Source organism: Tannerella forsythia (assembly GCF_001006485.1).
Lineage (GTDB): Bacteria > Bacteroidota > Bacteroidia > Bacteroidales > Tannerellaceae > Tannerella > Tannerella forsythia.
The window spans coordinates 18,690-38,948 of the sequence record NZ_JUET01000075.1 but is presented as its reverse complement, the minus strand read 5'-3'; the positions used below and the strand labels follow the sequence as shown (position 1 = coordinate 38,948).

At 46.9% G+C, this 20,259-nt stretch carries 24 protein-coding genes and 1 tRNA gene; 15 read left to right on the top strand and 10 right to left on the bottom strand.

Annotated features, from left to right (window positions below):
* Window positions 1-37 precede the first annotated feature (37 nt).
* Together mobB and Tanf_RS06420 are read right to left on the bottom strand one after the other, a co-directional pair.
* On the bottom strand, window positions 38-1,318 hold the full coding sequence (gene mobB / locus Tanf_RS06425) for a conjugal transfer protein MobB (RefSeq protein ID WP_046825298.1): 1,281 nt from the start codon (window positions 1,316-1,318) through the stop codon (window positions 38-40).
* Window positions 1,315-1,728, bottom strand: a complete 414-nt coding sequence (locus Tanf_RS06420) for a plasmid mobilization protein (protein WP_004584859.1) — start codon at window positions 1,726-1,728, stop codon at window positions 1,315-1,317. Before Tanf_RS06420 ends, mobB begins: the two co-directional genes overlap by 4 nt.
* A gap of 551 nt (window positions 1,729-2,279) precedes the next feature.
* Between Tanf_RS06420 and Tanf_RS06415 the strand changes: the two genes are divergently transcribed.
* The 15 genes from Tanf_RS06415 (at window position 2,280) to Tanf_RS06350 (ending at window position 14,068) form a co-directional block, all read left to right on the top strand.
* A complete protein-coding gene (locus Tanf_RS06415; RefSeq protein WP_043898412.1) occupies window positions 2,280-3,071 on the top strand; it encodes a ParA family protein in 792 nt (263 codons plus the stop codon).
* Window positions 3,068-3,592: a DUF3408 domain-containing protein gene (locus Tanf_RS06410; RefSeq protein ID WP_004584857.1), complete on the top strand. Its 525-nt coding sequence runs from the start codon at window positions 3,068-3,070 to the stop codon at window positions 3,590-3,592. Before Tanf_RS06415 ends, Tanf_RS06410 begins: the two co-directional genes overlap by 4 nt.
* The gene (locus Tanf_RS06405) at window positions 3,592-4,359 is read left to right on the top strand and encodes a hypothetical protein (RefSeq protein ID WP_046825297.1); all 768 of its coding nucleotides are present in this window, start codon (window positions 3,592-3,594) and stop codon (window positions 4,357-4,359) included. The genes Tanf_RS06410 and Tanf_RS06405 overlap by 1 nt, the downstream gene beginning before the upstream one ends.
* A 126-nt stretch (window positions 4,360-4,485) precedes the next feature.
* Window positions 4,486-4,788, top strand: coding sequence for a DUF4134 domain-containing protein (locus tag Tanf_RS06400; protein WP_004584855.1), 303 nt, complete (start codon window positions 4,486-4,488; stop codon window positions 4,786-4,788).
* A 2-nt stretch (window positions 4,789-4,790) separates the two neighbouring features.
* Window positions 4,791-5,132 (top strand): DUF4133 domain-containing protein, encoded by a 342-nt coding sequence (locus tag Tanf_RS06395; RefSeq protein WP_004584854.1) that lies wholly within the window; start codon window positions 4,791-4,793, stop codon window positions 5,130-5,132.
* On the top strand, window positions 5,116-7,626 hold the full coding sequence (locus tag Tanf_RS06390) for a TraG family conjugative transposon ATPase (RefSeq protein WP_046825296.1): 2,511 nt from the start codon (window positions 5,116-5,118) through the stop codon (window positions 7,624-7,626). Before Tanf_RS06395 ends, Tanf_RS06390 begins: the two co-directional genes overlap by 17 nt.
* Before the next feature lie 26 nt (window positions 7,627-7,652).
* A complete protein-coding gene (locus Tanf_RS06385) occupies window positions 7,653-8,282 on the top strand; it encodes a DUF4141 domain-containing protein (RefSeq protein ID WP_004584852.1) in 630 nt (209 codons plus the stop codon).
* A gap of 12 nt (window positions 8,283-8,294) precedes the next feature.
* A complete protein-coding gene (traJ, locus tag Tanf_RS06380; protein ID WP_004584851.1) occupies window positions 8,295-9,332 on the top strand; it encodes a conjugative transposon protein TraJ in 1,038 nt (345 codons plus the stop codon).
* A gap of 19 nt (window positions 9,333-9,351) precedes the next feature.
* Window positions 9,352-9,975 (top strand): conjugative transposon protein TraK, encoded by a 624-nt coding sequence (gene traK, locus Tanf_RS06375; RefSeq protein WP_004584850.1) that lies wholly within the window; start codon window positions 9,352-9,354, stop codon window positions 9,973-9,975.
* A 4-nt stretch (window positions 9,976-9,979) separates the two neighbouring features.
* On the top strand, window positions 9,980-10,273 hold the full coding sequence (locus Tanf_RS14240) for a hypothetical protein (RefSeq protein WP_004584849.1): 294 nt from the start codon (window positions 9,980-9,982) through the stop codon (window positions 10,271-10,273).
* Complete coding sequence (traM, locus tag Tanf_RS06370) at window positions 10,263-11,519, top strand: conjugative transposon protein TraM (protein WP_004584848.1); 1,257 nt, start codon at window positions 10,263-10,265, stop codon at window positions 11,517-11,519. The genes Tanf_RS14240 and traM overlap by 11 nt, the downstream gene beginning before the upstream one ends.
* A 29-nt stretch (window positions 11,520-11,548) precedes the next feature.
* On the top strand, window positions 11,549-12,505 hold the full coding sequence (gene traN, locus Tanf_RS06365) for a conjugative transposon protein TraN (RefSeq protein ID WP_004584847.1): 957 nt from the start codon (window positions 11,549-11,551) through the stop codon (window positions 12,503-12,505).
* Window positions 12,499-13,086 carry a conjugal transfer protein TraO gene (locus Tanf_RS06360; RefSeq protein WP_370573014.1) on the top strand — a complete coding sequence of 196 codons (588 nt, stop codon included), beginning with the start codon at window positions 12,499-12,501 and terminating at the stop codon, window positions 13,084-13,086. The genes traN and Tanf_RS06360 overlap by 7 nt, the downstream gene beginning before the upstream one ends.
* Before the next feature lie 12 nt (window positions 13,087-13,098).
* Window positions 13,099-13,575: a DUF3872 domain-containing protein gene (locus Tanf_RS06355; RefSeq protein WP_004584845.1), complete on the top strand. Its 477-nt coding sequence runs from the start codon at window positions 13,099-13,101 to the stop codon at window positions 13,573-13,575.
* The gene (locus tag Tanf_RS06350) at window positions 13,562-14,068 is read left to right on the top strand and encodes a glycoside hydrolase family protein (protein ID WP_043898410.1); all 507 of its coding nucleotides are present in this window, start codon (window positions 13,562-13,564) and stop codon (window positions 14,066-14,068) included. The genes Tanf_RS06355 and Tanf_RS06350 overlap by 14 nt, the downstream gene beginning before the upstream one ends.
* 168 nt (window positions 14,069-14,236) lie before the next feature.
* Here the strand turns inward: Tanf_RS06350 and Tanf_RS06345 are convergent, their stop codons facing one another.
* From Tanf_RS06345 to Tanf_RS06310, 8 genes are all read right to left on the bottom strand, one after another.
* A complete protein-coding gene (locus Tanf_RS06345; protein ID WP_004584843.1) occupies window positions 14,237-14,491 on the bottom strand; it encodes a DUF8466 domain-containing protein in 255 nt (84 codons plus the stop codon).
* A gap of 27 nt (window positions 14,492-14,518) precedes the next feature.
* Window positions 14,519-15,793, bottom strand: a complete 1,275-nt coding sequence (locus Tanf_RS06340) for a PcfJ domain-containing protein (protein WP_004584842.1) — start codon at window positions 15,791-15,793, stop codon at window positions 14,519-14,521.
* 3 nt (window positions 15,794-15,796) lie between these two features.
* A complete protein-coding gene (locus tag Tanf_RS06335) occupies window positions 15,797-16,216 on the bottom strand; it encodes a PcfK-like family protein (protein ID WP_004584841.1) in 420 nt (139 codons plus the stop codon).
* Between the two features lie 6 nt (window positions 16,217-16,222).
* Window positions 16,223-16,654: a hypothetical protein gene (locus Tanf_RS06330; RefSeq protein ID WP_004584840.1), complete on the bottom strand. Its 432-nt coding sequence runs from the start codon at window positions 16,652-16,654 to the stop codon at window positions 16,223-16,225.
* Between the two features lie 347 nt (window positions 16,655-17,001).
* Window positions 17,002-17,349 (bottom strand): hypothetical protein, encoded by a 348-nt coding sequence (locus Tanf_RS06325; protein ID WP_046825295.1) that lies wholly within the window; start codon window positions 17,347-17,349, stop codon window positions 17,002-17,004.
* 134 nt (window positions 17,350-17,483) lie between these two features.
* Window positions 17,484-17,957, bottom strand: coding sequence for a DUF1896 domain-containing protein (locus Tanf_RS06320; protein WP_004584838.1), 474 nt, complete (start codon window positions 17,955-17,957; stop codon window positions 17,484-17,486).
* A gap of 33 nt (window positions 17,958-17,990) precedes the next feature.
* A complete protein-coding gene (locus Tanf_RS06315) occupies window positions 17,991-19,214 on the bottom strand; it encodes a site-specific integrase (RefSeq protein WP_046825294.1) in 1,224 nt (407 codons plus the stop codon).
* A gap of 311 nt (window positions 19,215-19,525) precedes the next feature.
* Window positions 19,526-19,610 (bottom strand) — tRNA-Ser (locus Tanf_RS06310).
* Between the last annotated feature and the right edge of the window lie 649 nt (window positions 19,611-20,259).

The window sequence follows — 20,259 nt, the reverse complement described above, 5'->3', positions numbered from 1 at the left end:
ATTGTTGTTGTTTAATCGTTGTTTGAATACTATTCGTTTATCGTTTACTTCGTCTGAGTTTGACCTTATTTGCTTTTCGGATCTTGCGTTGCCAAGTCGCCTCCTTCCAATCATCATTACCCGTTGGGGCGAAAGGTTCGCCAACAAGTTCCTCCATGAGTTCATCGACGATATTGTCGCTTTCCTCCGTGTTCGGCTGCATCGGCAAGACAATGTTGGTTTGTTCGGAACGTAAGGACGGATTGCCATACAGCGTTTCGTCCAAGAAGGGATTATGATTAGGATTGTCGAAGTAGGCATTAAACGCATTGGCGGCATATCCCTTGCCCAATCGTGAGCCATTAAGAGCAACGCCCTCTTTATCATCAATGAATGTGATACCATAGATGCGTCCGCTCTCATTCTTTCGGATAACCGTTCGCAAGCCTTGTTCCTCCATTCGTTGTTGCAGAGCTTCCTCTGTTTGAGGGGAAGTACGCATAACTTGCAGGACTTTCTCTCTTACGGCAGGTATCAGCGGTTTGATGCCTTGCTTGGATTTCTGTATCCTATTCTGTAGGGCAGTATAGCCCACACCACGACCGATGTCCGAGGCATGGATGGGTGTGCTTACCTTGTCTCCCTTATCATCGGTTGGAACATAGACCACTCCGTCATACTTCTTTCCACGAAACTCTGTCTTCACCTCTTCTACTGTAATATAGTATTGGGAGAGAATGGCATTGAGTTCGCCCAAAGAACAGAAGCGGTAATGCTTCAGAACCCTGCGGACAACGCTTGCCACTTGCTCCTTGATATTTCCTTTTGTGGTATCTATCTTGGGCGTTTCTATTACCGCTTTCTCATTAACTTTTGAACTTGGAATCAAGTTGTATTTTCGCTCCAAGGCATCAGTAATCAGCTTACTTCTTTTGCCCTCGAACTTGTCATTGATTTTTCTTCTATTACTATCTACCCGAAGCGATACGATATGTATATGCTCACGGGCGATGTCGTTATGCTTGAACACGATGTAGGGTTGCTTGCCATAGCCGAGTGCTTCCATATACTCCTTGGCAATCTGCGCAAGAAGTTCATCAGAGAGTTTCTCGTCCGGATGCGGATTGAGCGAGCAATGAAACACCGTCTTTTTTGTTCGGCACTTCTCCGGGATAAGTGCTTGCATATCGGCAAATACCTCTGCCATCGTATAAGTTCCCTCTTTGTTTTGATACAAGCCTTGGGCAAGAAGAATGCTTGCTTCCTCTTTTTCCACCTTTTTGAAGTTATATCCCAGTGCTCCTCCAAGGTTCTCCGTTGCTGAAATCTTGGCAATCATTTCTTACGGTAGTCTATGGTAAGACTGATAGCTTGTTCCTGCAAAGTGATAATTTGAGCTGATAAATGCTCCAACTTTTCAAGCAGTATCTGTGCAGTTTTTACGCTATGATAGCTGTTGATGGCACGCACAGTCTGGTTATACAGCACGCCAATCTTGTGAATTTGTGCCGTCAGTTCGGACAGTTTTCGATAGTATTCCACGGCGGATTTATCCACCGTAATCACCTTGAAATGCTCTCCAAGAATACGACCACGCACGAAATCCGACTTGGTTTCCGCACCTGATTTATGGAACAAATCAATCGCCCGTTGCTGGTCTTTCGGGTTGGGCAGACGTACATGCCAGTTATCCCATCGAGGCTTTTCAGAGGCTTTTTGCCCATTATTCTTTTCTGTCTGTTTATTCATCTGTTGTTTCTTCTTTTAATTACGACTTTGGAGTAATTCTCTCCCCTTCGGGGCAAGGGTCTTTGTGGTACAAACTGCGGTTTGTGTTACAAAGACACACCTTGCCGGTATCAAGAGTTGATGCGATTGGAGCATCCACCTTTCAGGGTGTCCGCTTCGGGGAGGTTACCTCCATGTTTTCTATCTGCTTGCAAAGTTACGGCAGGAATGTAATTCGCTCACTATAAGCGATATTCATTCTTTTTCCTTCCTTTTCCCTGCACTTCCTTAAGGCTTGTGACCGACTGATTTACTGACTTAATTTGCAGCGGATTTAGGTCAGAAACGACTGACTGACCGACCCATTTTTCGATGATCTAAGTCGGTTAAAGAGTAAATCGGAAGGTTGGTTAGACGGACAGAAAGTAAGAGAGTCCATCACTCAAAGAGTAAGTAAGTCGGCTGGTCAAAAAGTCAGTTGAACAGTAGCTCGGAGAGTCAGCCAATCAATCGGTCAAGACTGACTGATTGACCTCGTAAAACAAAGTTTATAACGCAATGTGCAAATGACAATGAAACAAGAGACAAAAAAACAGCCCATCTTTCTGGGCTTTGCCTCCCAAAAGGGGGGCGTGGGAAAGAGTAGCCTTGCCGAAGTGCTCGCATCCGTTCTCTATTATGAGAAGGGAGTATCCCTTTTGGTCGTGGATTGTGACGGTACGCAAGAGTCGTTCTTCAAACTGCGACAAAGGGAGCGAAGAATCATCGAGGGGAGTGAAGAGCTTACAGCACAGATGGGACAGTTCTTCAGCAAATTTGGCAAACCTGCCTATCCCATCATCCGCTCCACCCCGAAAGAGGCGATTCAAGATGTAGAGGAATACCTGAGTTCGCACAATACGAAAAGAAGCCTTGTCATCTTCGATTTCCCCGGTCATGCAGAGACGGAAGATTTGCTCGAACTCTCCATTGAAGTGGACTATATCATCACGCCCATCGAGGCAGATCCCCAATCCTTGGTCTCCAGCTTTGCCTATGCCAAGGCGATAAGGGACTTGGGAGTCAGTCTCAGCGATGCCCGCATCAAGGATTTGCTTCTGCTGTGGAACAAAATCAATCGTAATGCGAGCACCGTCGTTATGGATTATTACACACAATATGCGAAGGATGAGGAAATCAACCTCTTTGATGCCCGTATCTATCATTCGGTGAGGTTCGCCAGAGAGTTGGGGCAAGGAGGAGTGAAAGGCGTCTTCCGCAGTTCCTATCTCCCTCCTGCACTTGCCTTGCGCCAACCTACAGGTATTGACCTTTGGGTGCAGGAAATGATGGATAAATGTCAGATTAGCCCCGACAGCCTATGAGTTCCATTACTGAAGAACGGCAGAAAATCCTGAAAAAGAAACTCAAGGAGATGGGTAATTACGGTGTACAGGTACGCACACCCGAAGAGTCTCCTTTCTATGACCAGCCCACAGACTACGAGCGGGAATTGGAGCGGATGCAGGTCGAAGAGCCGGAAGAAGAGGAAAGTCATGTCCAACCGTCCAAAGAATCATCTGTGGAAGAAAAAGCAGCAGAGGAGCGTCCAGTAAGAAAGTCAAGAGTCAAAGGAAACAAGGAGGAAGGTATGCCGGTCGGGCTATCTTTTGAGGAGTACCAAGAACGCTACTTTGTCCGCTTGTCAGACCGTAATGGCAAATCCGGATTTACCATCAACAGTGAGATATTGCAACTCCTCAAAGATGTTCTTCGTGATGTCCGTGCCAAGACCACCATCACCTCCTACATCGAGAACATTCTTCTTGAACATCTGAAAGAACATCAAGCCCTGCTGAACAAGACAGCGGCACAGTATAAACGCAATCAAACACTCAACTTATGATGGAAAAGATATTACTGAATATCCTCTTGTTCTTAGGCGTGGTCTGGATGCTCTTGGGCATCGTGTACTTCTGTTTTCAGTGCTTCCCTTTCCGTAAGAAAGGGGAGAAAAGGAAAGAGGTAAGTGCAACTACTCCATTACCACAAAGAGAGCCGAAAAAGGAAGATGACTCCCATATTCTGGTAGGGCGAAGCAAGGCGTTCATTTCCTCTTCCATCCCTCGAGTTCCCGCTGTTTCCTCATCTGAAAAAGCGATTGAAAATCCCAATACTTTTGCGATGCAAAACGCTCAAACAGAGCAACAAACAGCCGATGACACGGAAGTATCGGAAGAAGAGGAAAGCAATATGGAGGAGGGTGAGAATGAGATGCAAGTTGCCTACACGATGGACGAGACGGATGAAGACTCCATTGTCCGAGAGGAACTGCAAATCGCAGACGAGGCTATACCCGAGACAACACCTACCGCCATTCTCTCCCGTGACTTGGCAAGGGTCAGCCGATGGAGCCGAAAAGACGACGCTTTAGATGAGGAGGACGAAGCCGAAGTTCACGAAACGCTCCAATCCATACGGGGTACTGACCTGATGGAGTATATGAAGAAGGTGACGCTCCAGCAAGAACCGGATCATCAGCAACTTCTCGCCGCCATACGCAAGGCAGAAGAAGCGGAACAGGCGGAGGATACGATACCCGCTTCCTCCGAAAAGAGCGGTGAAGACAACGACGAAGATATGGAGGAAAGACCGCTTTCCTACTATCTCTAAGACAACGGATGCGGAGTATCGGAAGGGTGGCAAATAAGTAAAACAATCGTACACGCCCTGAAGCCACCCTTGCCGACTCCGATAAAACGCAATTATTTATTAACAACTCAATAAAGCAATAGTACAATGAACAGAAAGAAAATTGCAATGATGATGCTTCTTGTCCTCGCCACTACCGCAGGAGCATACGCACAGGGAAACGGTATGGCAGGTATCAACGAAGCCACGAAGATGGTCACAAGTTACTTTGACCCGGGCACAAAGCTCATCTATGCCATCGGAGCCGTGGTGGGCTTGATTGGGGGAATAAAGGTGTATAACAAGTTCAGTTCGGGCGACCCCGACACGAGCAAGACGGCAGCCTCTTGGTTTGGTGCTTGTATCTTCCTGATTGTAGCAGCTACCATTCTTCGTTCCTTCTTCTTGTAACAATGGCAGAGTGGGAAATCAATAAAGGTATAGGTCGGACGGTGGAGTTCAAGGGGCTGAAGGCACAGTACCTCTTTCTGTTTGCGGGAGGCTTGCTGGCTGTCTTCATCCTCGTGGTCGTACTCTATCTCTGCGGAGTCAGCCAGATAGCCTGCTTGGTCATAGGCGTAGTGGGTGCCACCCTCGTGGTGTGGCAAACGTTCGCCATGAACCGCAAGTACGGGCAGTATGGACTGATGAAAAAGGGAGCGGTGCGTATGCACCCACGCTACCTTGTAAATCGCCACACGACCTGTCACCTTATCCGTAACCTCAAAAGAAAGAAGAATGAGAAACAACAGTAAGATAACAACCTTGGAGTCGAAGTTCCCCCTGCTCTCCATCGAGCAGGGATATATCGTAAGCAAGGATGCAGACATCACGGTGGCTTTCCGTGTGGCGTTGCCTGAACTTTTCACCGTCACTTCCGCCGAATACAAAGCGATGCACTCCGCTTGGAACAAAGCAGTAAAGGTTTTGCCCGATTACAGCATCGTCCACAAACAGGATTGGTTCATTAGGGAAGACTATCAAGGAAAACTCTCCGATGGCGGACTGAGCTTCCTTGCCCGCTCCTCCGAACGGCATTTTAACGAGCGTCCGTACCTGCACCACTCGGTCTATCTGTTTCTTACCAAGACGAACAAACAGCGATTGGCACAACAGAGCAATTTCTCTTCACTCTGCCGTGGACGTCTTCTGCCTAAGGAGATTGCCAACAAGAACGAAGTGATGAAATTCTTGGAAGCCGTGGGTCAGTTCGAGCGTATCATCAATGATACGGAGCAGATAAGGATTATCCGCATGACGGAGGAAGAATTGGTCGGCACAAAGGAAAGGAGTGGTCTGTTAGACCGCTACTTCTCTCTTTCTGAAGAAGGACATGCCTCGTTGGAAGACATCCGCTTGGGTGCCGACCTCGTGCGTGTAGGCGACAACCTTTTGTGTCTGCACACACTCTCCGATACCGATGATTTACCCACAAGTGTGAACACTGACAGCCGTTATGAGCGACTATCGACAGACAGAAGCGACTGCCGTCTCTCCTTTGCTTCTCCCGTAGGTCTGATGCTCCCCTGCAATCATATCTACAACCAATACCTCTTCATTGAGGATAGCGATGCCAACTTGGAACGCTTCGAGAAGCAGGCAAGAAACATGCACTCGCTGGCACGTTACAGCCGTAGCAACCAGATTAACGAGGAGTGGATACAAGAATACCTGAACATCGCCCACTCGCAAGGGTTGACTTCTATTCGTGCCCATTTCAACGTGCTGGCATGGAGTAATAACAAAGAGGAACTGCGGCAAATCAAGAATGATGTGGGGGCAGCCCTTGCCTTGATGGGGTGTAAGCCTCGCCACAATACCATCGATGCGGCAACGCTCTACTGGGCAGGCATACCCGGCAATGCCGCAGACTTTCCTGCGGAAGAATCGTTCTATACATTCATCGAGCCTGCCCTCTGCTTCTTTACGGCAGAGACCAACTACAAGGACTCGCTCTCTCCCTTCGGCATCAAGATGGCTGACCGTCTTTCGGGCAAGCCTATCCATTTGGATATTTCTGACCTGCCGATGAAGAAAGGTGTGATTACCAACCGAAACAAATTCATCTTGGGTCCTTCGGGAAGTGGCAAGAGTTTCTTTACCAACCACATGGTACGCCAGTATTACGAGCAAGGGGCGCACGTCCTCTTGGTCGATACAGGAAACTCGTATCAGGGATTGTGCGAACTCATCCACCGCAAGACCAAAGGCGAAGATGGGGTTTATTTCACCTACACAAATGAAAGCCCGATTTCCTTTAATCCCTTCTACACCGACGACTATTTCTTCGATGTGGAAAAGAGGGAGAGTATATGCACGCTGTTGCTTACGCTCTGGAAAAGTGCCGATGAGCATATCACCAAGACGGAGGCGGGCGAACTCGGTTCTGCCGTGAACTCGTACATCGAGCTGATATGTGCAGACCATAGTGTTACGCCCTGTTTCAATACCTTCTATGAATACCTGCGAGACGTCTATCGCAAGGATATGGAGAAACGGGACATCAAGGTAACACTCTCGGACTTCAATATCAACAATCTCCTGACAACCCTCAAGCAATACTACCGAGGGGGACGTTACGATTTCCTGCTGAACTCGGACAAGAACATCGACTTGCTCAGTAAACGCTTCATCGTCTTCGAGATTGATCAAGTGAAGGATAACAAAGACCTCTTCCCCGTGGTGACGATTATCATCATGGAAGCCTTCATCAACAAGATGCGAAGACTCAAAGGTATCAGGAAAATGATACTCATTGAAGAAGCGTGGAAAGCCATTGCTTCGGCTAACATGGCAGACTATATAAAATATTTGTACAAGACGGTGAGAAAGTATTTCGGGGAAGCCATTGTCGTGACGCAGGAGGTGGACGACATCATCCAGTCGCCCATCGTCAAGGAAAGTATCATCAACAACTCCGACTGCAAGATACTGCTTGACCAACGCAAGTATATGACCAAGTTCGACGGCATACAGGCGATGCTCGGCTTGTCTGAAAAAGAAAAAAGCCAAATACTCTCCATCAACCAGAACAATGACCCGAACCGACTCTATAAAGAAGTGTGGATAGGCTTGGGTGGTATGCAGAGTGCGGTCTATGCCACAGAGGTGAGTATGGAGGAATACCTAACCTATACCACCGAGGAAACCGAGAAGCTGGAAGTCATGCAGCGTGCTGAATTGCTCGGAGGCGACATCGAGACAGCTATCCGTCAGCTTGCCAATGAGAAAAGAAATAAGAAGAAATAAGTACGAACAATCAAAACATAGCAATAATGAAGAAGTATTTAGTCATGGCTCTCTTCGGATTGAGCCTTTTCGTTCCTAAAGCCCATGCCCAATGGGTAGTGACAGACCCCGGTAATTTTGCGGGCAACATTGCCAATACGGTCAAGGAAATCGCCACCGCCTCAAAGACGGTCAAGAATACCTTGGACGGATTCAAGGAGGTGGAGAAACTCTACAACGACACCAAAAAGTACTACGATGCTCTGAAGAAGGTGAACAACCTTATCGGGGATGCCTATAAGGTCAAGGAGTGCATCCTGATGGTGGGCGACATCTCGGAGATTTACGTGACCTCCTACAAACGTATGCTCTCGGATAAGAATTTCCGTCCCTCTGAACTGGCGGCGATGGCTTCTGGGTATGCCAAGCTGTTACAAGAGAGTGGTGAGAGTCTGAAGGAGTTGAAGTCCGTTGCCAAATCGGGTGTTCTCTCGATGAATGACCACGAGCGTATGCAGACGATTGACCGTATCTATACTACACTTAGAGAATATCGCTCGCTGGTGTCCTACTATACCCGTAAGAATATCTCCGTGAGTTATGTACGTGCCAGAGAGAAGAACGACCTTGCCTCGGTCAAGGCTCTTTACGGCAATATGGAAAGTCGTTATTGGTAAATCTGATACGTTATGGATTTTGCCAGTTTACACGATTTACTCCGCTCGACCTATGAGGAGATGATGCCGCTCTGCTCAGAGATGACGGGGATTGCCAAGGGAATTGCAGGACTCGGAGCACTCTTTTATATCGCCCTGCGTGTATGGGCATCCCTTGCCCGTGCAGAGCCTATTGACGTCTTTCCCTTGCTTCGCCCCTTTCTCTTGGGCTTTTGTATTATGTTCTTTCCGACCATCGTACTGGGAACGATGAATGCCGTCCTCTCGCCCGTGGTGCAGGGTACGGAACGGATGGTGCACAAGCAAGAAAACAACTTGGCGGAGCTGACTGCCAAGAGAGATAAATTGCAGGAGGAAGCCTATCTCAGAAATCCCGAAACGGCTTACTTGGTGTCCAATGAGAAGTTCGACCAGAAGATTGAAGAGATGGGTATCATCGGTCCGGAGGATGCGGTGACAATAGCAGGAATGTACGCAGAGCGTGCTGCCTATCAGACCAAGCAGTGGCTTATGAAACTCATCCACGACCTGATGGAGTTGCTCTTTCATGCGGCAGGACTGATCATCGACACGCTCCGCACTTTTATACTTATAGTTCTCTCAATTCTCGGTCCGATAGTCTTCGGTATCGCAGTGTGGGATGGCTTGTCGGGTTCTCTGACCGCTTGGTTCTCCCGCTATATCTCAGTCTACCTGTGGTTGCCCGTTAGCTCCATCCTGACGGCTCTGCTCACCAAGATACAGGTCTTGATGGTGCAGAAAGATATTGCCGCTCTTAGTGATCCTAACTACCTGCCCGATATGGGGTCGTGGTACTACATCGTCTTCTTCCTCATCGGAATCGTAGGCTACTTCTGCGTACCAACTGTTGCGGGTTGGATTATCGAAGCCGGTGGTGGCATCGGCTCCTATGGTCGCAATGTCAATCAAACGGCACAACGTGGTGCTCAGGGAGCATACACAGGCAGTAAAGCTGTCGCAGGTGGAGCAGGTGCCGTTGCAGGTAATGCTATCGGACGAATCAAGGGAGCATTACTCAAAGGAAAATAATCATCAAAACAGCAAATAAATGGAATTCAAATCACTTAGAAATATCGAAACTTCATTCAAGCAGATACGGCTCTATGCCTTCGTTTTTGCCATCGTATGTATGGCAGTCAGCGGCTATGCCGTCTATGCCTCGTATGCCTTTGCCAAGGAGCAACGGGAGAAAATCTATGTGCTCGACCAAGGGAAGTCGCTGATGTTGGCATTAAGCCAAGATGCAGCGAACAATCGTCCCGTGGAAGCTCGAGAACACGTCCGTCGCTTTCATGAACTCTTCTTCACCATCGCCCCCGACAAGGATGCCATCGAAAAGAATATGGAGCGTGCCTTTCTCTTGTGCGACAAATCGGCTTTTAATTACTACAAGGACTTGGCAGAGAAGGGCTATTACAACCGAGCAATTTCTGGTAATGTCAATCAGCGTGTGGAGATAGACTCCATCCACTGCAACTTTGACCTTCATCCCTACGAGGTGACGACCTATGCAAGGATGTTCATCATCAGACAGAGCAATGTCACGGAACGAAACCTCATCACGACTTGTCGATTGCAAAACTCCGTCCGCTCGGATAGCAATCCACAAGGTTTTCTGATAGAGCACTTTCTCGTGCGAGAAAACAGAGACCTTCAAACCTATAAGCGATAAGACAATGGCAAGGAAAAGAAACTATTTGCTCGCTCGCTACTATCTGAAGCTGCACCTGTGGCTTCGCCATCGGTGCGACAGGCTCACGACCGAGCAGCGCAAGTTCATCATCTACGGGTTAAGTCTTGTCTATTTGGTCTGCTCCGTCTGGATGATTGCGCAGTTCTTTCTTCCCCAAAGGGAGGAAGTGCTGCCCTTCCCCACGAGCGAGGTGGTGGACAGCCCCATACAAACGGACAGCCTTCATCGTATCACAGAAAACATTCATCAATTAGTATGTAAAAACAATGGAAAATAAACAGAAAGAACAACTCAAAAAGGGCTTGGTCTTCGGAGGACTCGGACTGCTCTTTGCCCTTTCGATGTGGTTTATCTTCGCCCCATCGGGCAAGGATAAGACCGCTGCCGAACAGGGCTTGAACGACAGTATCCCACAGGCAACAACCGAGCAACTGACGGGCAATAAGCTCAAAGCCTATGAACTGGGGGACAAGATGCAGCAGGAGGAGCAAGCCCGAGAGGAGTTGGGTAGGCTATCGGACTACTTCGCCGAGAACACCGAGCCTTCTGATGCGGAGCGTGCACAAGCGGCTGCCACGACAGCCAAGATTGAGAACTCGATGCAACGCTACGAGGAGAACACACGCCTCTTGAACTCCTTTTACGCCTCCGACCCTCATGAGGAGGAGCGTGAGGCGATGCGCCAAGAGATTGATAAACTCAAAAAGGAACTGTCTGAGCAGAGCTACAAAGAAGAGGACGAAGAGCGGAAACAACTTGCCCTGATGGAAAAGAGTTACCAAATGGCTGCGAAATACCTGCCTACGACGACCACAAGTGGTATGCCCCCCAACGCTTTCACGACTGCTCAGGAGCGTCCAACAACGGAGGATAAGTCCGGAACAGCGTCCCCCGCTTCCTCTGCCCCCTCCATGGAGGTCTTGGCAGAGCGTAAGCAGGTGGTTTCCTCCCTCGAACGACCAATGACAGACAAAGAATTTATCCAAGAGTACGGCACAAAGCCCCGTAACTTGGGCTTCCATTCGCTCACGACTGCTACATCATCTTCAATACGCAACACACTCAAAGTGGTGGTGGACAGAACGACAGTACTCAAAGAGGGCGACTATGTGGCTCTGCGATTGATGGAAACGGCAAGAATCAAGGATTTACGTATTCCTCGCCAGAGTAAACTCATCGCACAAGCCAAGATAGAGGGCAACCGTATGCACCTTCTCATTAGGCGCATTGAGGTGGACGGGCATATCATAGCTGTCAAGCTCTCGGCATACGATACTGATGGGCAGGAGGGTATCTACATCCCTGGCTCGGAGGACTTGGGCGCTCTCAAAGAGATCGGTGCGAACATCGGTGGCTCGATGGGGACTTCATTTACCTTCGCTTCTTCCGCCAAAGACCAGATTATATCTGAAGCGGCTCGTGGCGTGATGCAGGGGGCAAGTCAGTTGCTCCAAAAGAAACTGCGTACTGTCAAGGTAACGCTCAAAGGGGGCTATCGCCTTTTCTTGGTTCAGACAAAATAAATCGTAAAACAATTAAATCAATAGCAACAATGAAAAAATGGATTTTATCTGTGATGCTCCTTACTTCTGCAATGGGAGCAGCCTTTGCTCAAAACACTGACAGCAATGTTTCTCTCACCCCAAATCGTCCACTCTCTTCGGGCGAACTCTTTCAAGGCATGAGTCGTGCCATCCCTAATGGGCGTGTCGTCCTGCCATACGGCTTAGAGGTCGCCTTTGAGAAAACCGTACATCTTATTTTCCCTGCCCCAATTCGCTACGTGGACTTGGGTAGCAATAACCTGATTGCAGGGAAATCGGAGGATGCGGAAAACGTATTGCGTGTAAAAGCTGCCGTGCAGGACTTTGAAACGGAGACCAATATGAGCGTGATTTGTGAGGACGGCTCCTTCTATGCTTTCAACGTGAAGTATGCTTCCGAACCGGAGAAGCTCAACATCGAGATGAAGGACTTTCTGTCGCCAACAGACGGACGATTACCGAGCAACCGTGCCGACATCTACTTTAAGGAACTCGGTAACGAGTCGCCCGTCTTGGTCAAGCTGATGATGCAGACCATCTATCAGAACGACAAACGTACCATCAAGCACATTGGGACGCAGCAGTTCGGCATGAAGTTCCTGCTGCGTGGCTTGTATGCCCATAACGGCTTGCTCTACTTCCACACCCGTATGGAAAACAGCACGAATATGCCGTACTCGGTTGATTTCATCGCGTTCAAGGTGGTGGATAAGAAGGTGGCAAAACGCACCGCCATTCAGGAGCAGGTGCTTCAGCCTTTGCGTGCCTATCATCAGGTAATGCAGGTAAGAGGTAAGGATAGCGAACATTCCGTATTCGTGTTGGAGCAGTTTGCCCTCTCAGAGGACAAGCAATTGGAAGTAACGCTATATGAGCGAAATGGGGGACGCACGCTGACTTTTTACGTTGAGCAGGAAGATTTACTGCTCGCCAAAAAGATTGATAACCTTAAACTCAAATGGTAATGAAGAAGTTTCTGTTATTAACAATCTGTGTCGTGATGGCGATGGCTTTTGCCGTGCCATCGCACGCACAGCGACTAATCCCGAAGCAAAAAGGGATTGAAGTTGTGGGCAGTGTACCCCTTATCAAGGGAGAGAAACTTTTCGCCAAGGATAACTTCGGAGTGGGGGTATCACTCACTCGTTATCTGAAACGTGAGAACTATGCTTTTGCCTTGGCAGAGTATGAACAGCAGAACATGCCATATAGAGAGTACGAAGTGAAACTCAAAGATGCTCTCTTACAAGTCGGCTATATGCACCCGATACTATCAGACAATGGCAAGAACGTGTTTCTCTATGGCGGCATATCCGCTTTGGGTGGCTATGAAGAACTGAATGAGGACAAGAAACTGCTACCCGACGGAGCTACGTTGCTCGACTGCTCCCATTTCGTTTATGGAGGTGCCGTGCATAGTTCGGTGGAAGTGTTCCTCACGGACAAGATTCTCTTTCTTGTCAAGGCACAGGGACGTTTCCTTTTCGGAACGGATGTCCATCGTTTTCGTCCTGCCCTCTCAGCTGGATTCAGGTTTAATTTTTAAGCAACAAGAACAATGAAGAAAAGAATACTGAATACGATTTGGGTAATGGGGGTACTCTCCCTCGCCGTGTTTTGTCTATCTGCTTGTACTCGGGAGTTGGATGTACAACAGTCTTATGAGTTCACGCTCGAAGCGATGCCCGTTCAGAAGGACGTCGTAAAAGGGCAGACGGCGGAGATACGTTGTACCCTAAAGCGAGGAGGAGACTTTGCCGACACTCGTTACACCATCCGATATTTCCAGTCCGATGGCAAGGGAACGCTGAGAATGGATAATGGTATGGTCTTCAAGCCCAACGACCGCTATCCGCTCAACAAAGATTTGTTTCGTTTGTACTACACTTCACTCTCCACCGACCGCCAGACGATTGATGTGTATGTAGAGGATAATCACGGTAGGATGCAGCAACTGACCTTCAGTTTCAATAATGAAAAGGAGGAGAAATCCGCTGTACCTGCCATACATCGAACAAGCAATGTGGATGGCTAAGCGCTTGATAGGATTTTGTATGTTGTGTATAGTCTGTCAGCCACTCCTTGCCCAGCGCAAGGTGCGGTTGGCAGATTTGCCTCCTTTTGAGAGGGTGGTCGTCTGCGTGAAATACTTTGAGGGACTACACGGGAGAGAGCATTATCCATACGTTGGATATGGGCATAGGCTATTGCCGGGAGAGAACTTTACTATCAATATGACGGAACGGCAGGCGGACGCCCTGCTCCGTGCCGATTTGATGAAGCGATTTGAATACTTCAAAGGGTATGGAAAAGATGCCTTGTTGTTGACCTTGCTATCCTATAATGTAGGTGTCGGTCGTTTGCTCGGTTATGGCAAACATCCTAAGAGCCGACTGCTTCAAAAGATAGAAGCAGGGGACAGGAACTTCTATAAGGAGTATGTTTCGTTCTGCCGATATGAGGGGAAAATCCTGCAAGGGTTGGTGAGACGGAGACAGGTGGAGTTTGCGCTGTTTTACCTCCCATAATTTGAGAATGACCAACTTAAGGAGTATCCTTTCTTTGCGACTTTCTTTTGCTTCTTTTCTTTTGGTCGCCTGGCTTGGTTCAAAGACAAAGAAAAGAAGCCACGCAAACCGAAATTTGCGTGGCTTTTGCCTTTATTCTGCACCTTGTAAACTGTCCTCTTTATAACCTTAAAACTCCACCTTTAATAATCTGTATCTCTTTGGCTCTCCATTGGATACCTTGCGGTGTGTGAGCCAAAAGTGATGTGCGCCATAGCCGTATGCAAAGAACTTATCAAGTTCCGTTTCTTCGGCTATTTTGTTGATAGCCGACCTTAACTCCTCTTTGTTGTCGGATAGGGTTATCGCGTTGATAACCCTGATGAGTATGTGCGGTATCTCGTCCGCCCAATTAATAATAATATTTTCAATCTCGGTTTTCATATCTCTGATAATTTAATGGTTCATACTTTATGCTGTCGCTCTCATTCTTCGGCTTATAAGACCTCGATTGGCATTCACAAGGTTTACTATCTGCTCGTGGTATTCCGTATTTTTATTACATACTCCACGACTTTGCATCACTTGGAGCGTATCCAAATTTACCTCTATCGTTTCTACTCGCTTGCCCTCAATCGTGGCAGAGAGAATAAGCGAGTTCGGTTTGAGGTAGTATTCGTTGGAAAATACGCAATGGTGCATTGATACTCCCTCTTCCAAATGTTCCTGCACACTTTCCAATACTCTCACTTGGATAGTTCCATCCGAAAAGGCTATCCCAAAGAACTTGGATTTGAGTGCTTGGAAGCGTTCCTCGTCCTCGATTGCCTTCTGTCGCTTCCGCTCTATTTCCTCTTTTTCTCGTTGTCTGCGAAGTTCGCTTTCTCGTTTGTTGTGTTCGGCTATAAGGTCGGGAGGGCAAACAAACTTCGGATTGTGCGTGTCTTTGCCCAATCTTTGGAGCATATCCACATAGTCGCACCAAAGGACAATATCGCTTACCTTATAATTGTGGCGAAGCACTAATTTATACACGTCCCAATAGTTATCAATCCCCTTGTTTTGGGAAAGAAAGTACTTCAAATCCTCATATCGTTCGGCTTTCATCAGCGTTTCTACTCGGCAGTCGGAGAGAAGGGCAGGAATAAGTCTTATCGGAGCAATGCCGTGAAAATCGTCCTTAAACCCATTTCTGTGTAGCGTGTCTATTGCCTTGAACTTAGGATATATCGGAGAGTATGATATATGGCGGTAGGCTTCATTATCGTTTCTGACTGCCATAGGAGAGCAATAGGAAAAGGTGTCGATGTATCTGCCCAACACTCTCTGAACGGCAACTATCGTCTTTCGTCCTTGTGCATTCCACCAATATTGACCTATTTCAAAGGTATAATGTTGAGCCTTGCAACCTTTCTCAATTTCTGCGGAAAGGAGGAACATTCTTAGTACTTGATACTCTCCACAAGTGGTTAGAGTAGTGAAATACTGCTTCTGTTTCAATTTACGCTCAAAGGTTTCTTTGACTTGCAACCTTGCCCCGCAATGGGGGCAGGTGCAAGTGTCCGTTGTTTTTTCCATTGTCCAACTATGCCCACAATCCATACAAGTGGTGCGACCTTTGGGCAAGCGGTAGGCGTAATGGAAGATACACTCACGAAATGCCCACTTACATTGTGTCTTGGTTATAGGGCGGAGGTTCTTGCTTTCATCAAGTACCGCTTTTTCAAACTTATTTCTCGGTTTCATAGGCTACAAATCGAATAGTGAGGTTTGCTGTTGGGGTGCTTGGGGCTGTACTTTCTTGGGGCGTTCGTTCCGCTTCTGTATCTTGGCAAGTTCCTCTCGCTGATATTGCTTAATGGCTTCCTGCCGTGCTTCTGCTTTCTCTTCCTCCGTGAGTTCCACTACGTGATTGACTGCCACTTGGCAGTTGATAGGCTTTCCTATCTCTATATTATCCTCATCGTAATAGTGGACTGCCATAGAGTAGATTTCATCGTCATCAAAGCCATTGCAACCGCTTTTCTGTACTTCGTTCAAAATGTAGGTTACACACTCCTCAATGTTCTTGTGGGGTTTCTTCAAGTTGGGTGCAAACAAGGGGTCTGTCATAGCACGCTGGTTCAAGTACTCGGCTATCGTTCGGGTAAAATGTTCTGTTCCTTTCATCGTCCTTTAGTATTTAGGGATTTCTACTATCTGATTGATGCGCCCATATAGGTAGGCTCTTAGGCTGGTGCGGTCGGGAGCGTAATACTCTGACCATTGTCCATACTGATTGACAAGATATTTCTTCAATACATCGAAAAAGTCAAACCTCCATCCTCGTAGTGGTACGGCGGTTCTGAAATAGGTGTTTGAGTTCACCGCTTCACAAAGCCAATCCTTTTCCTCACGGCTCATACGCTCGCCACGATTGAGTTTCGCACGCAGGAGATAAACAGGACCCTCTCTAAGGGTCTCCAATAAAGGTACATCCCACTGCACGAACTTGGTAGCCACCACTTGCTCACTTTCTTTAGCCACAGGGTTAATGCGGTAATGAGAGGAGAAGCTATATCCTTTTTCTTTCATCGAAGATGTTGTATTTACTTTCTGCTTATCCATAGCGACATTTTTTTTATGCGTCCAAAGATCGGAGTATGCTGATTCCTTTTATAGCAATATCAAGGTAGCGGGGTGGGACTGGCACAAGGTTTTGGCGGAAAATACGACCCGCAGGTGTGGAGATTTCCAAACAAACCTTTAGGCTCGACCTTGTGCAGTCCATCATCCCCGTAACTACCTTTGCGAACAAAAAGGAACAGCACTAATCTTGAGCTACACCGCATAATGTGGAGCTGTGGGCTGGAAGCAGAAGTGCTATGCCATAGTAGCAAAAAGAAAAGGTGGCTATCTCCGTGAGAGATAACCACCTGATGAAATAGAATGAAAGCCTTACAGAAACGTGCTATTCAAAGCACACAGAGCAGGATGGCGCAGAGTATCGCCAGCCAGAAAAGAAAGCTCAGAAGCGTAAATGTCACTTTTAGGATTATCCGGACTATAAAGCGCAGTATCAGGAAACCTGCAATGACCGTTACGGCTGTTACGACTTGGGGTGTGACTAACTTGGAGAGAAGATAGACCGCACCGACAATGATAGCGATAAGCAAAGTCAATTCGATAATGCGAGACCATCGTATATGAAGCATAGGTGTCATGGGAGAACCTTGGGGTTCCTCCTTACGAGTATCATTGGATTGTCCTGCCCGAATGAAAGCGGGATTGTGAACGTCTGTATTCATAACTTGTATATCCATATCAGAAGCATTTTAGAGTTTCAAGAGCGTGGACAAGATAGTGCGCGACACAAAGACAAGAGCTTGTCCCTTGTCGTGTGAAGCGGAGTACATATCTTGGCTCTTGATACTGAAACGCTTCCGATGTTGGGTGATTATACGGTATCGTTCCCTCCGCCTATTGTAGGCAGGTGATTGCTTTCGATAAGGAGGACTATCGTGCCTGTCAGTTCGGTGTAGAGGTGTTCGTATTCCGGACTTGCCTCAAAGTCGTCTGTAAGGTCATACTTGGCAAATACGCTTTGTATCGCCTTGTTTTTTAGCAGTATCGGAGCGAGTTTTTCGGGAAGAGGTGACGGCAGTTCCTGCTCGAACTCCCGCTCCAAGACGGAAACAAGGGTATCGTATCGGGAGAAATGCAGCCCTTGATACAGGACTTCGCTTGCCATACTCTCGGCTTCGGGATGAGAGAAGCCTTGTGCCACGGCATCACAGTAGGCAGTCAGCGCTTCATCCGACCGTGCTGTAATGAATGGATTGTTTCCCGACATTTCGGGAAAATGCTCGTTGAGGTAAGTTTCCAACTTCAAACGGAAGTAGGACAGTTCTTTCTTTTCTGTAGATTTCATAATGATGTCTGATTTTATAGTTGTACAATCTGATTAAACGCCCATCGCTGTATTGAACTTTCCGAGCTTGTTCGCAAGCTGCTCCATGTCATGCTCAATCTTCTTGTTGGTGATACGAGCATATATTTGCGTAGTTTTAATATTCGTGTGACCGAGCATCTTACTCACGCTTTCCATCGGTACACCCTTGCTGAGCGACATCGTCGCAAAGGTGTGTCGGGCAAGGTGGAAGGTAAGGTTCTTCTTGATGCTGCAAAGGTCGGCTATCTCTTTGAGGTAAGAGTTTGTTTTCTGATTGCTCAGAATGGGAAAGAGCTTGCCATCGCGATAGGTCTTGTGGTTGTATTTGGCAATGATGCTCTTGGGAATATCCAGTAGAAGGACATTCGTCTCCACGCTCGTCTTCTGCCGTTTGGTCATAATCCACTGCTTGTCGTCAAGCGTAACGATATGCTCGGGCGTAAGGTTGGCCACATCGATGTATGCCAAACCTGTGAAACAAGAGAAGATGAACATATCCCGTACTTGTTCCAACCGTTGGATACCCAGTTCCTTGTTGGCAATCTTCAGTATTTCCTCATCTGTGAGGAAACCTCGGTTTACCGGCTCTAAGTGGAAGCGGTGATTGAGGAATGGGTCGTGCAACAGATACCCACGCTTCTGTGCATAGATAGTTATGGTTTTAAGCGTCTTCATCTTCTTGACCGAGGTGTTATAAGAGCATCCGGCAACGGTACTCAAATATAACTCAAAGTCTTGAACCACGGCAGGTGTGAGTTCTGTCAGATTGATGTCCTTGCGAGCGTACTTATAGGATAGAAACTCCCGAAAGTGTCTTCTAAGGACACTGTACTTCTGCAAGCTGTCTTGACTGATGGTATGCCCAACACGCTGCCTGATGTCATCATTGAACTTGTCGAACACAGGAAGGAAAGTAGTGTATTCTCTGTCTTTTCCGACAAAGTACGAACGGATCTTGTCCAACGACAGGGTTTCATCATTCTCAAACTTGTGGAAAATACTATTCAGTGTAGTGGAAATGGAGTCCAATGCGGCATTGACCGACAAGGCTTCGGTGGTGCGACCTTTAAGACGACTACCTGTGTTATTCCACAATGTTTTGTCCACGAAGATTTTCGTGGAACCGAAATTTGCCATCTCTCCATTCAGAAATACACGGAGCATAACAGGCGACTTCCCTTCTTTATTCTCATAGTTTGAGCGTAGGTAGAAGGATACCTTGAAATTCATTCTCATAATGCATCATTCTTTAGTGTAGCACTCGGCTACAAAGTTACTATCTAAACCATTGAAAGAGAAAGAATTGATGCCGTCAAATTGGTATTCAGAACCTCGTCACTGCTACATTTTTTGTTGCTACAATTTTTCTGTAGCACTATGTGTAGCAGAATATGACCGAGAGATGATTGTCAAAAGTGGATTTATGCCATCAGGCAATGGGGCTATATACAAAGAAAAATCGTTGTAAAACCTTGATTTTACAACGATTATCTGCTTTTTGAAGGCTAATTTGAAGACCCTTGTGAAGACCTTCTGAAACCTTCCAGCGGAGAGAGAGGGATTCGAACCCCCGGTACCTTTCGGTACGGCGGTTTTCAAGACCGCTGTAATCGACCACTCTACCATCTCTCCATAGGTTTTTTGCTTCCAAAAACCTGTGCAAAGATAGTTGTTTTTTTCTGTAGTTTTCTACCGGCAAAATTATTTTTGCACATGCGCAGATTCAAGGATGAAATGCAACAGCGTTTTGCAAAGATGCGAAAGATTTGTTTTTGAGAGATTCGAAGTTTGATTTTTTACACATTTTAATTATATTATACTATATTCCACCTATTTAACCGACGATACACGAAAGAAGCAATATTGCACGGCAGGATAAGCATTGTGCTTTTTTAACACTTCAACTCTTTTGCCGCTTTCCTACATGGATACAATTAACATTGAACACTCTTTTACTATCCGTTTCATTATGCTTATCAAACGTTTCTCTTGAGGATGGATATAGCTTGACAAGTGTGTTTGTCTATTCATTTAATCCTCTTTCCCATAAAAAAGAGAGATTGGTAAAGCAAATCGAACAATAAAACCTTACGTACAGCTTTGCTTGAACAATGTAAAAATTGTGTACCTTTGTCCTTTGGGGTTAAATGATTTTTCTTTTTCATCGGTCAGCACTAAAGTAAAGTTTTTGATCTAAAGATAGAAGGGAAAAACCTTTTATCTTCTTTACTTCGTGTTGCATGTATTAATTTACATTTGAATTTTAAATTGGTTGGGTTTA

What these genes read in the sequence shown, in the direction of transcription:
- mobB (WP_046825298.1), bottom strand. Translation starts at nt 1,318, where the DNA reads ATGATTGCCAAGATTTCAGCAACGGAGAACCTTGGAGGAGCACTGGGA.
- Tanf_RS06420 (WP_004584859.1), bottom strand. Translation starts at nt 1,728, where the DNA reads ATGAATAAACAGACAGAAAAGAATAATGGGCAAAAAGCCTCTGAAAAG.
- Tanf_RS06415 (WP_043898412.1), top strand. Translation starts at nt 2,280, where the DNA reads ATGAAACAAGAGACAAAAAAACAGCCCATCTTTCTGGGCTTTGCCTCC.
- Tanf_RS06410 (WP_004584857.1), top strand. Translation starts at nt 3,068, where the DNA reads ATGAGTTCCATTACTGAAGAACGGCAGAAAATCCTGAAAAAGAAACTC.
- Tanf_RS06405 (WP_046825297.1), top strand. Translation starts at nt 3,592, where the DNA reads ATGGAAAAGATATTACTGAATATCCTCTTGTTCTTAGGCGTGGTCTGG.
- Tanf_RS06400 (WP_004584855.1), top strand. Translation starts at nt 4,486, where the DNA reads ATGAACAGAAAGAAAATTGCAATGATGATGCTTCTTGTCCTCGCCACT.
- Tanf_RS06395 (WP_004584854.1), top strand. Translation starts at nt 4,791, where the DNA reads ATGGCAGAGTGGGAAATCAATAAAGGTATAGGTCGGACGGTGGAGTTC.
- Tanf_RS06390 (WP_046825296.1), top strand. Translation starts at nt 5,116, where the DNA reads ATGAGAAACAACAGTAAGATAACAACCTTGGAGTCGAAGTTCCCCCTG.
- Tanf_RS06385 (WP_004584852.1), top strand. Translation starts at nt 7,653, where the DNA reads ATGAAGAAGTATTTAGTCATGGCTCTCTTCGGATTGAGCCTTTTCGTT.
- traJ (WP_004584851.1), top strand. Translation starts at nt 8,295, where the DNA reads ATGGATTTTGCCAGTTTACACGATTTACTCCGCTCGACCTATGAGGAG.
- traK (WP_004584850.1), top strand. Translation starts at nt 9,352, where the DNA reads ATGGAATTCAAATCACTTAGAAATATCGAAACTTCATTCAAGCAGATA.
- Tanf_RS14240 (WP_004584849.1), top strand. Translation starts at nt 9,980, where the DNA reads ATGGCAAGGAAAAGAAACTATTTGCTCGCTCGCTACTATCTGAAGCTG.
- traM (WP_004584848.1), top strand. Translation starts at nt 10,263, where the DNA reads ATGGAAAATAAACAGAAAGAACAACTCAAAAAGGGCTTGGTCTTCGGA.
- traN (WP_004584847.1), top strand. Translation starts at nt 11,549, where the DNA reads ATGAAAAAATGGATTTTATCTGTGATGCTCCTTACTTCTGCAATGGGA.
- Tanf_RS06360 (WP_370573014.1), top strand. Translation starts at nt 12,499, where the DNA reads ATGGTAATGAAGAAGTTTCTGTTATTAACAATCTGTGTCGTGATGGCG.
- Tanf_RS06355 (WP_004584845.1), top strand. Translation starts at nt 13,099, where the DNA reads ATGAAGAAAAGAATACTGAATACGATTTGGGTAATGGGGGTACTCTCC.
- Tanf_RS06350 (WP_043898410.1), top strand. Translation starts at nt 13,562, where the DNA reads ATGTGGATGGCTAAGCGCTTGATAGGATTTTGTATGTTGTGTATAGTC.
- Tanf_RS06345 (WP_004584843.1), bottom strand. Translation starts at nt 14,491, where the DNA reads ATGAAAACCGAGATTGAAAATATTATTATTAATTGGGCGGACGAGATA.
- Tanf_RS06340 (WP_004584842.1), bottom strand. Translation starts at nt 15,793, where the DNA reads ATGAAACCGAGAAATAAGTTTGAAAAAGCGGTACTTGATGAAAGCAAG.
- Tanf_RS06335 (WP_004584841.1), bottom strand. Translation starts at nt 16,216, where the DNA reads ATGAAAGGAACAGAACATTTTACCCGAACGATAGCCGAGTACTTGAAC.
- Tanf_RS06330 (WP_004584840.1), bottom strand. Translation starts at nt 16,654, where the DNA reads ATGGATAAGCAGAAAGTAAATACAACATCTTCGATGAAAGAAAAAGGA.
- Tanf_RS06325 (WP_046825295.1), bottom strand. Translation starts at nt 17,349, where the DNA reads ATGGATATACAAGTTATGAATACAGACGTTCACAATCCCGCTTTCATT.
- Tanf_RS06320 (WP_004584838.1), bottom strand. Translation starts at nt 17,957, where the DNA reads ATGAAATCTACAGAAAAGAAAGAACTGTCCTACTTCCGTTTGAAGTTG.
- Tanf_RS06315 (WP_046825294.1), bottom strand. Translation starts at nt 19,214, where the DNA reads ATGAGAATGAATTTCAAGGTATCCTTCTACCTACGCTCAAACTATGAG.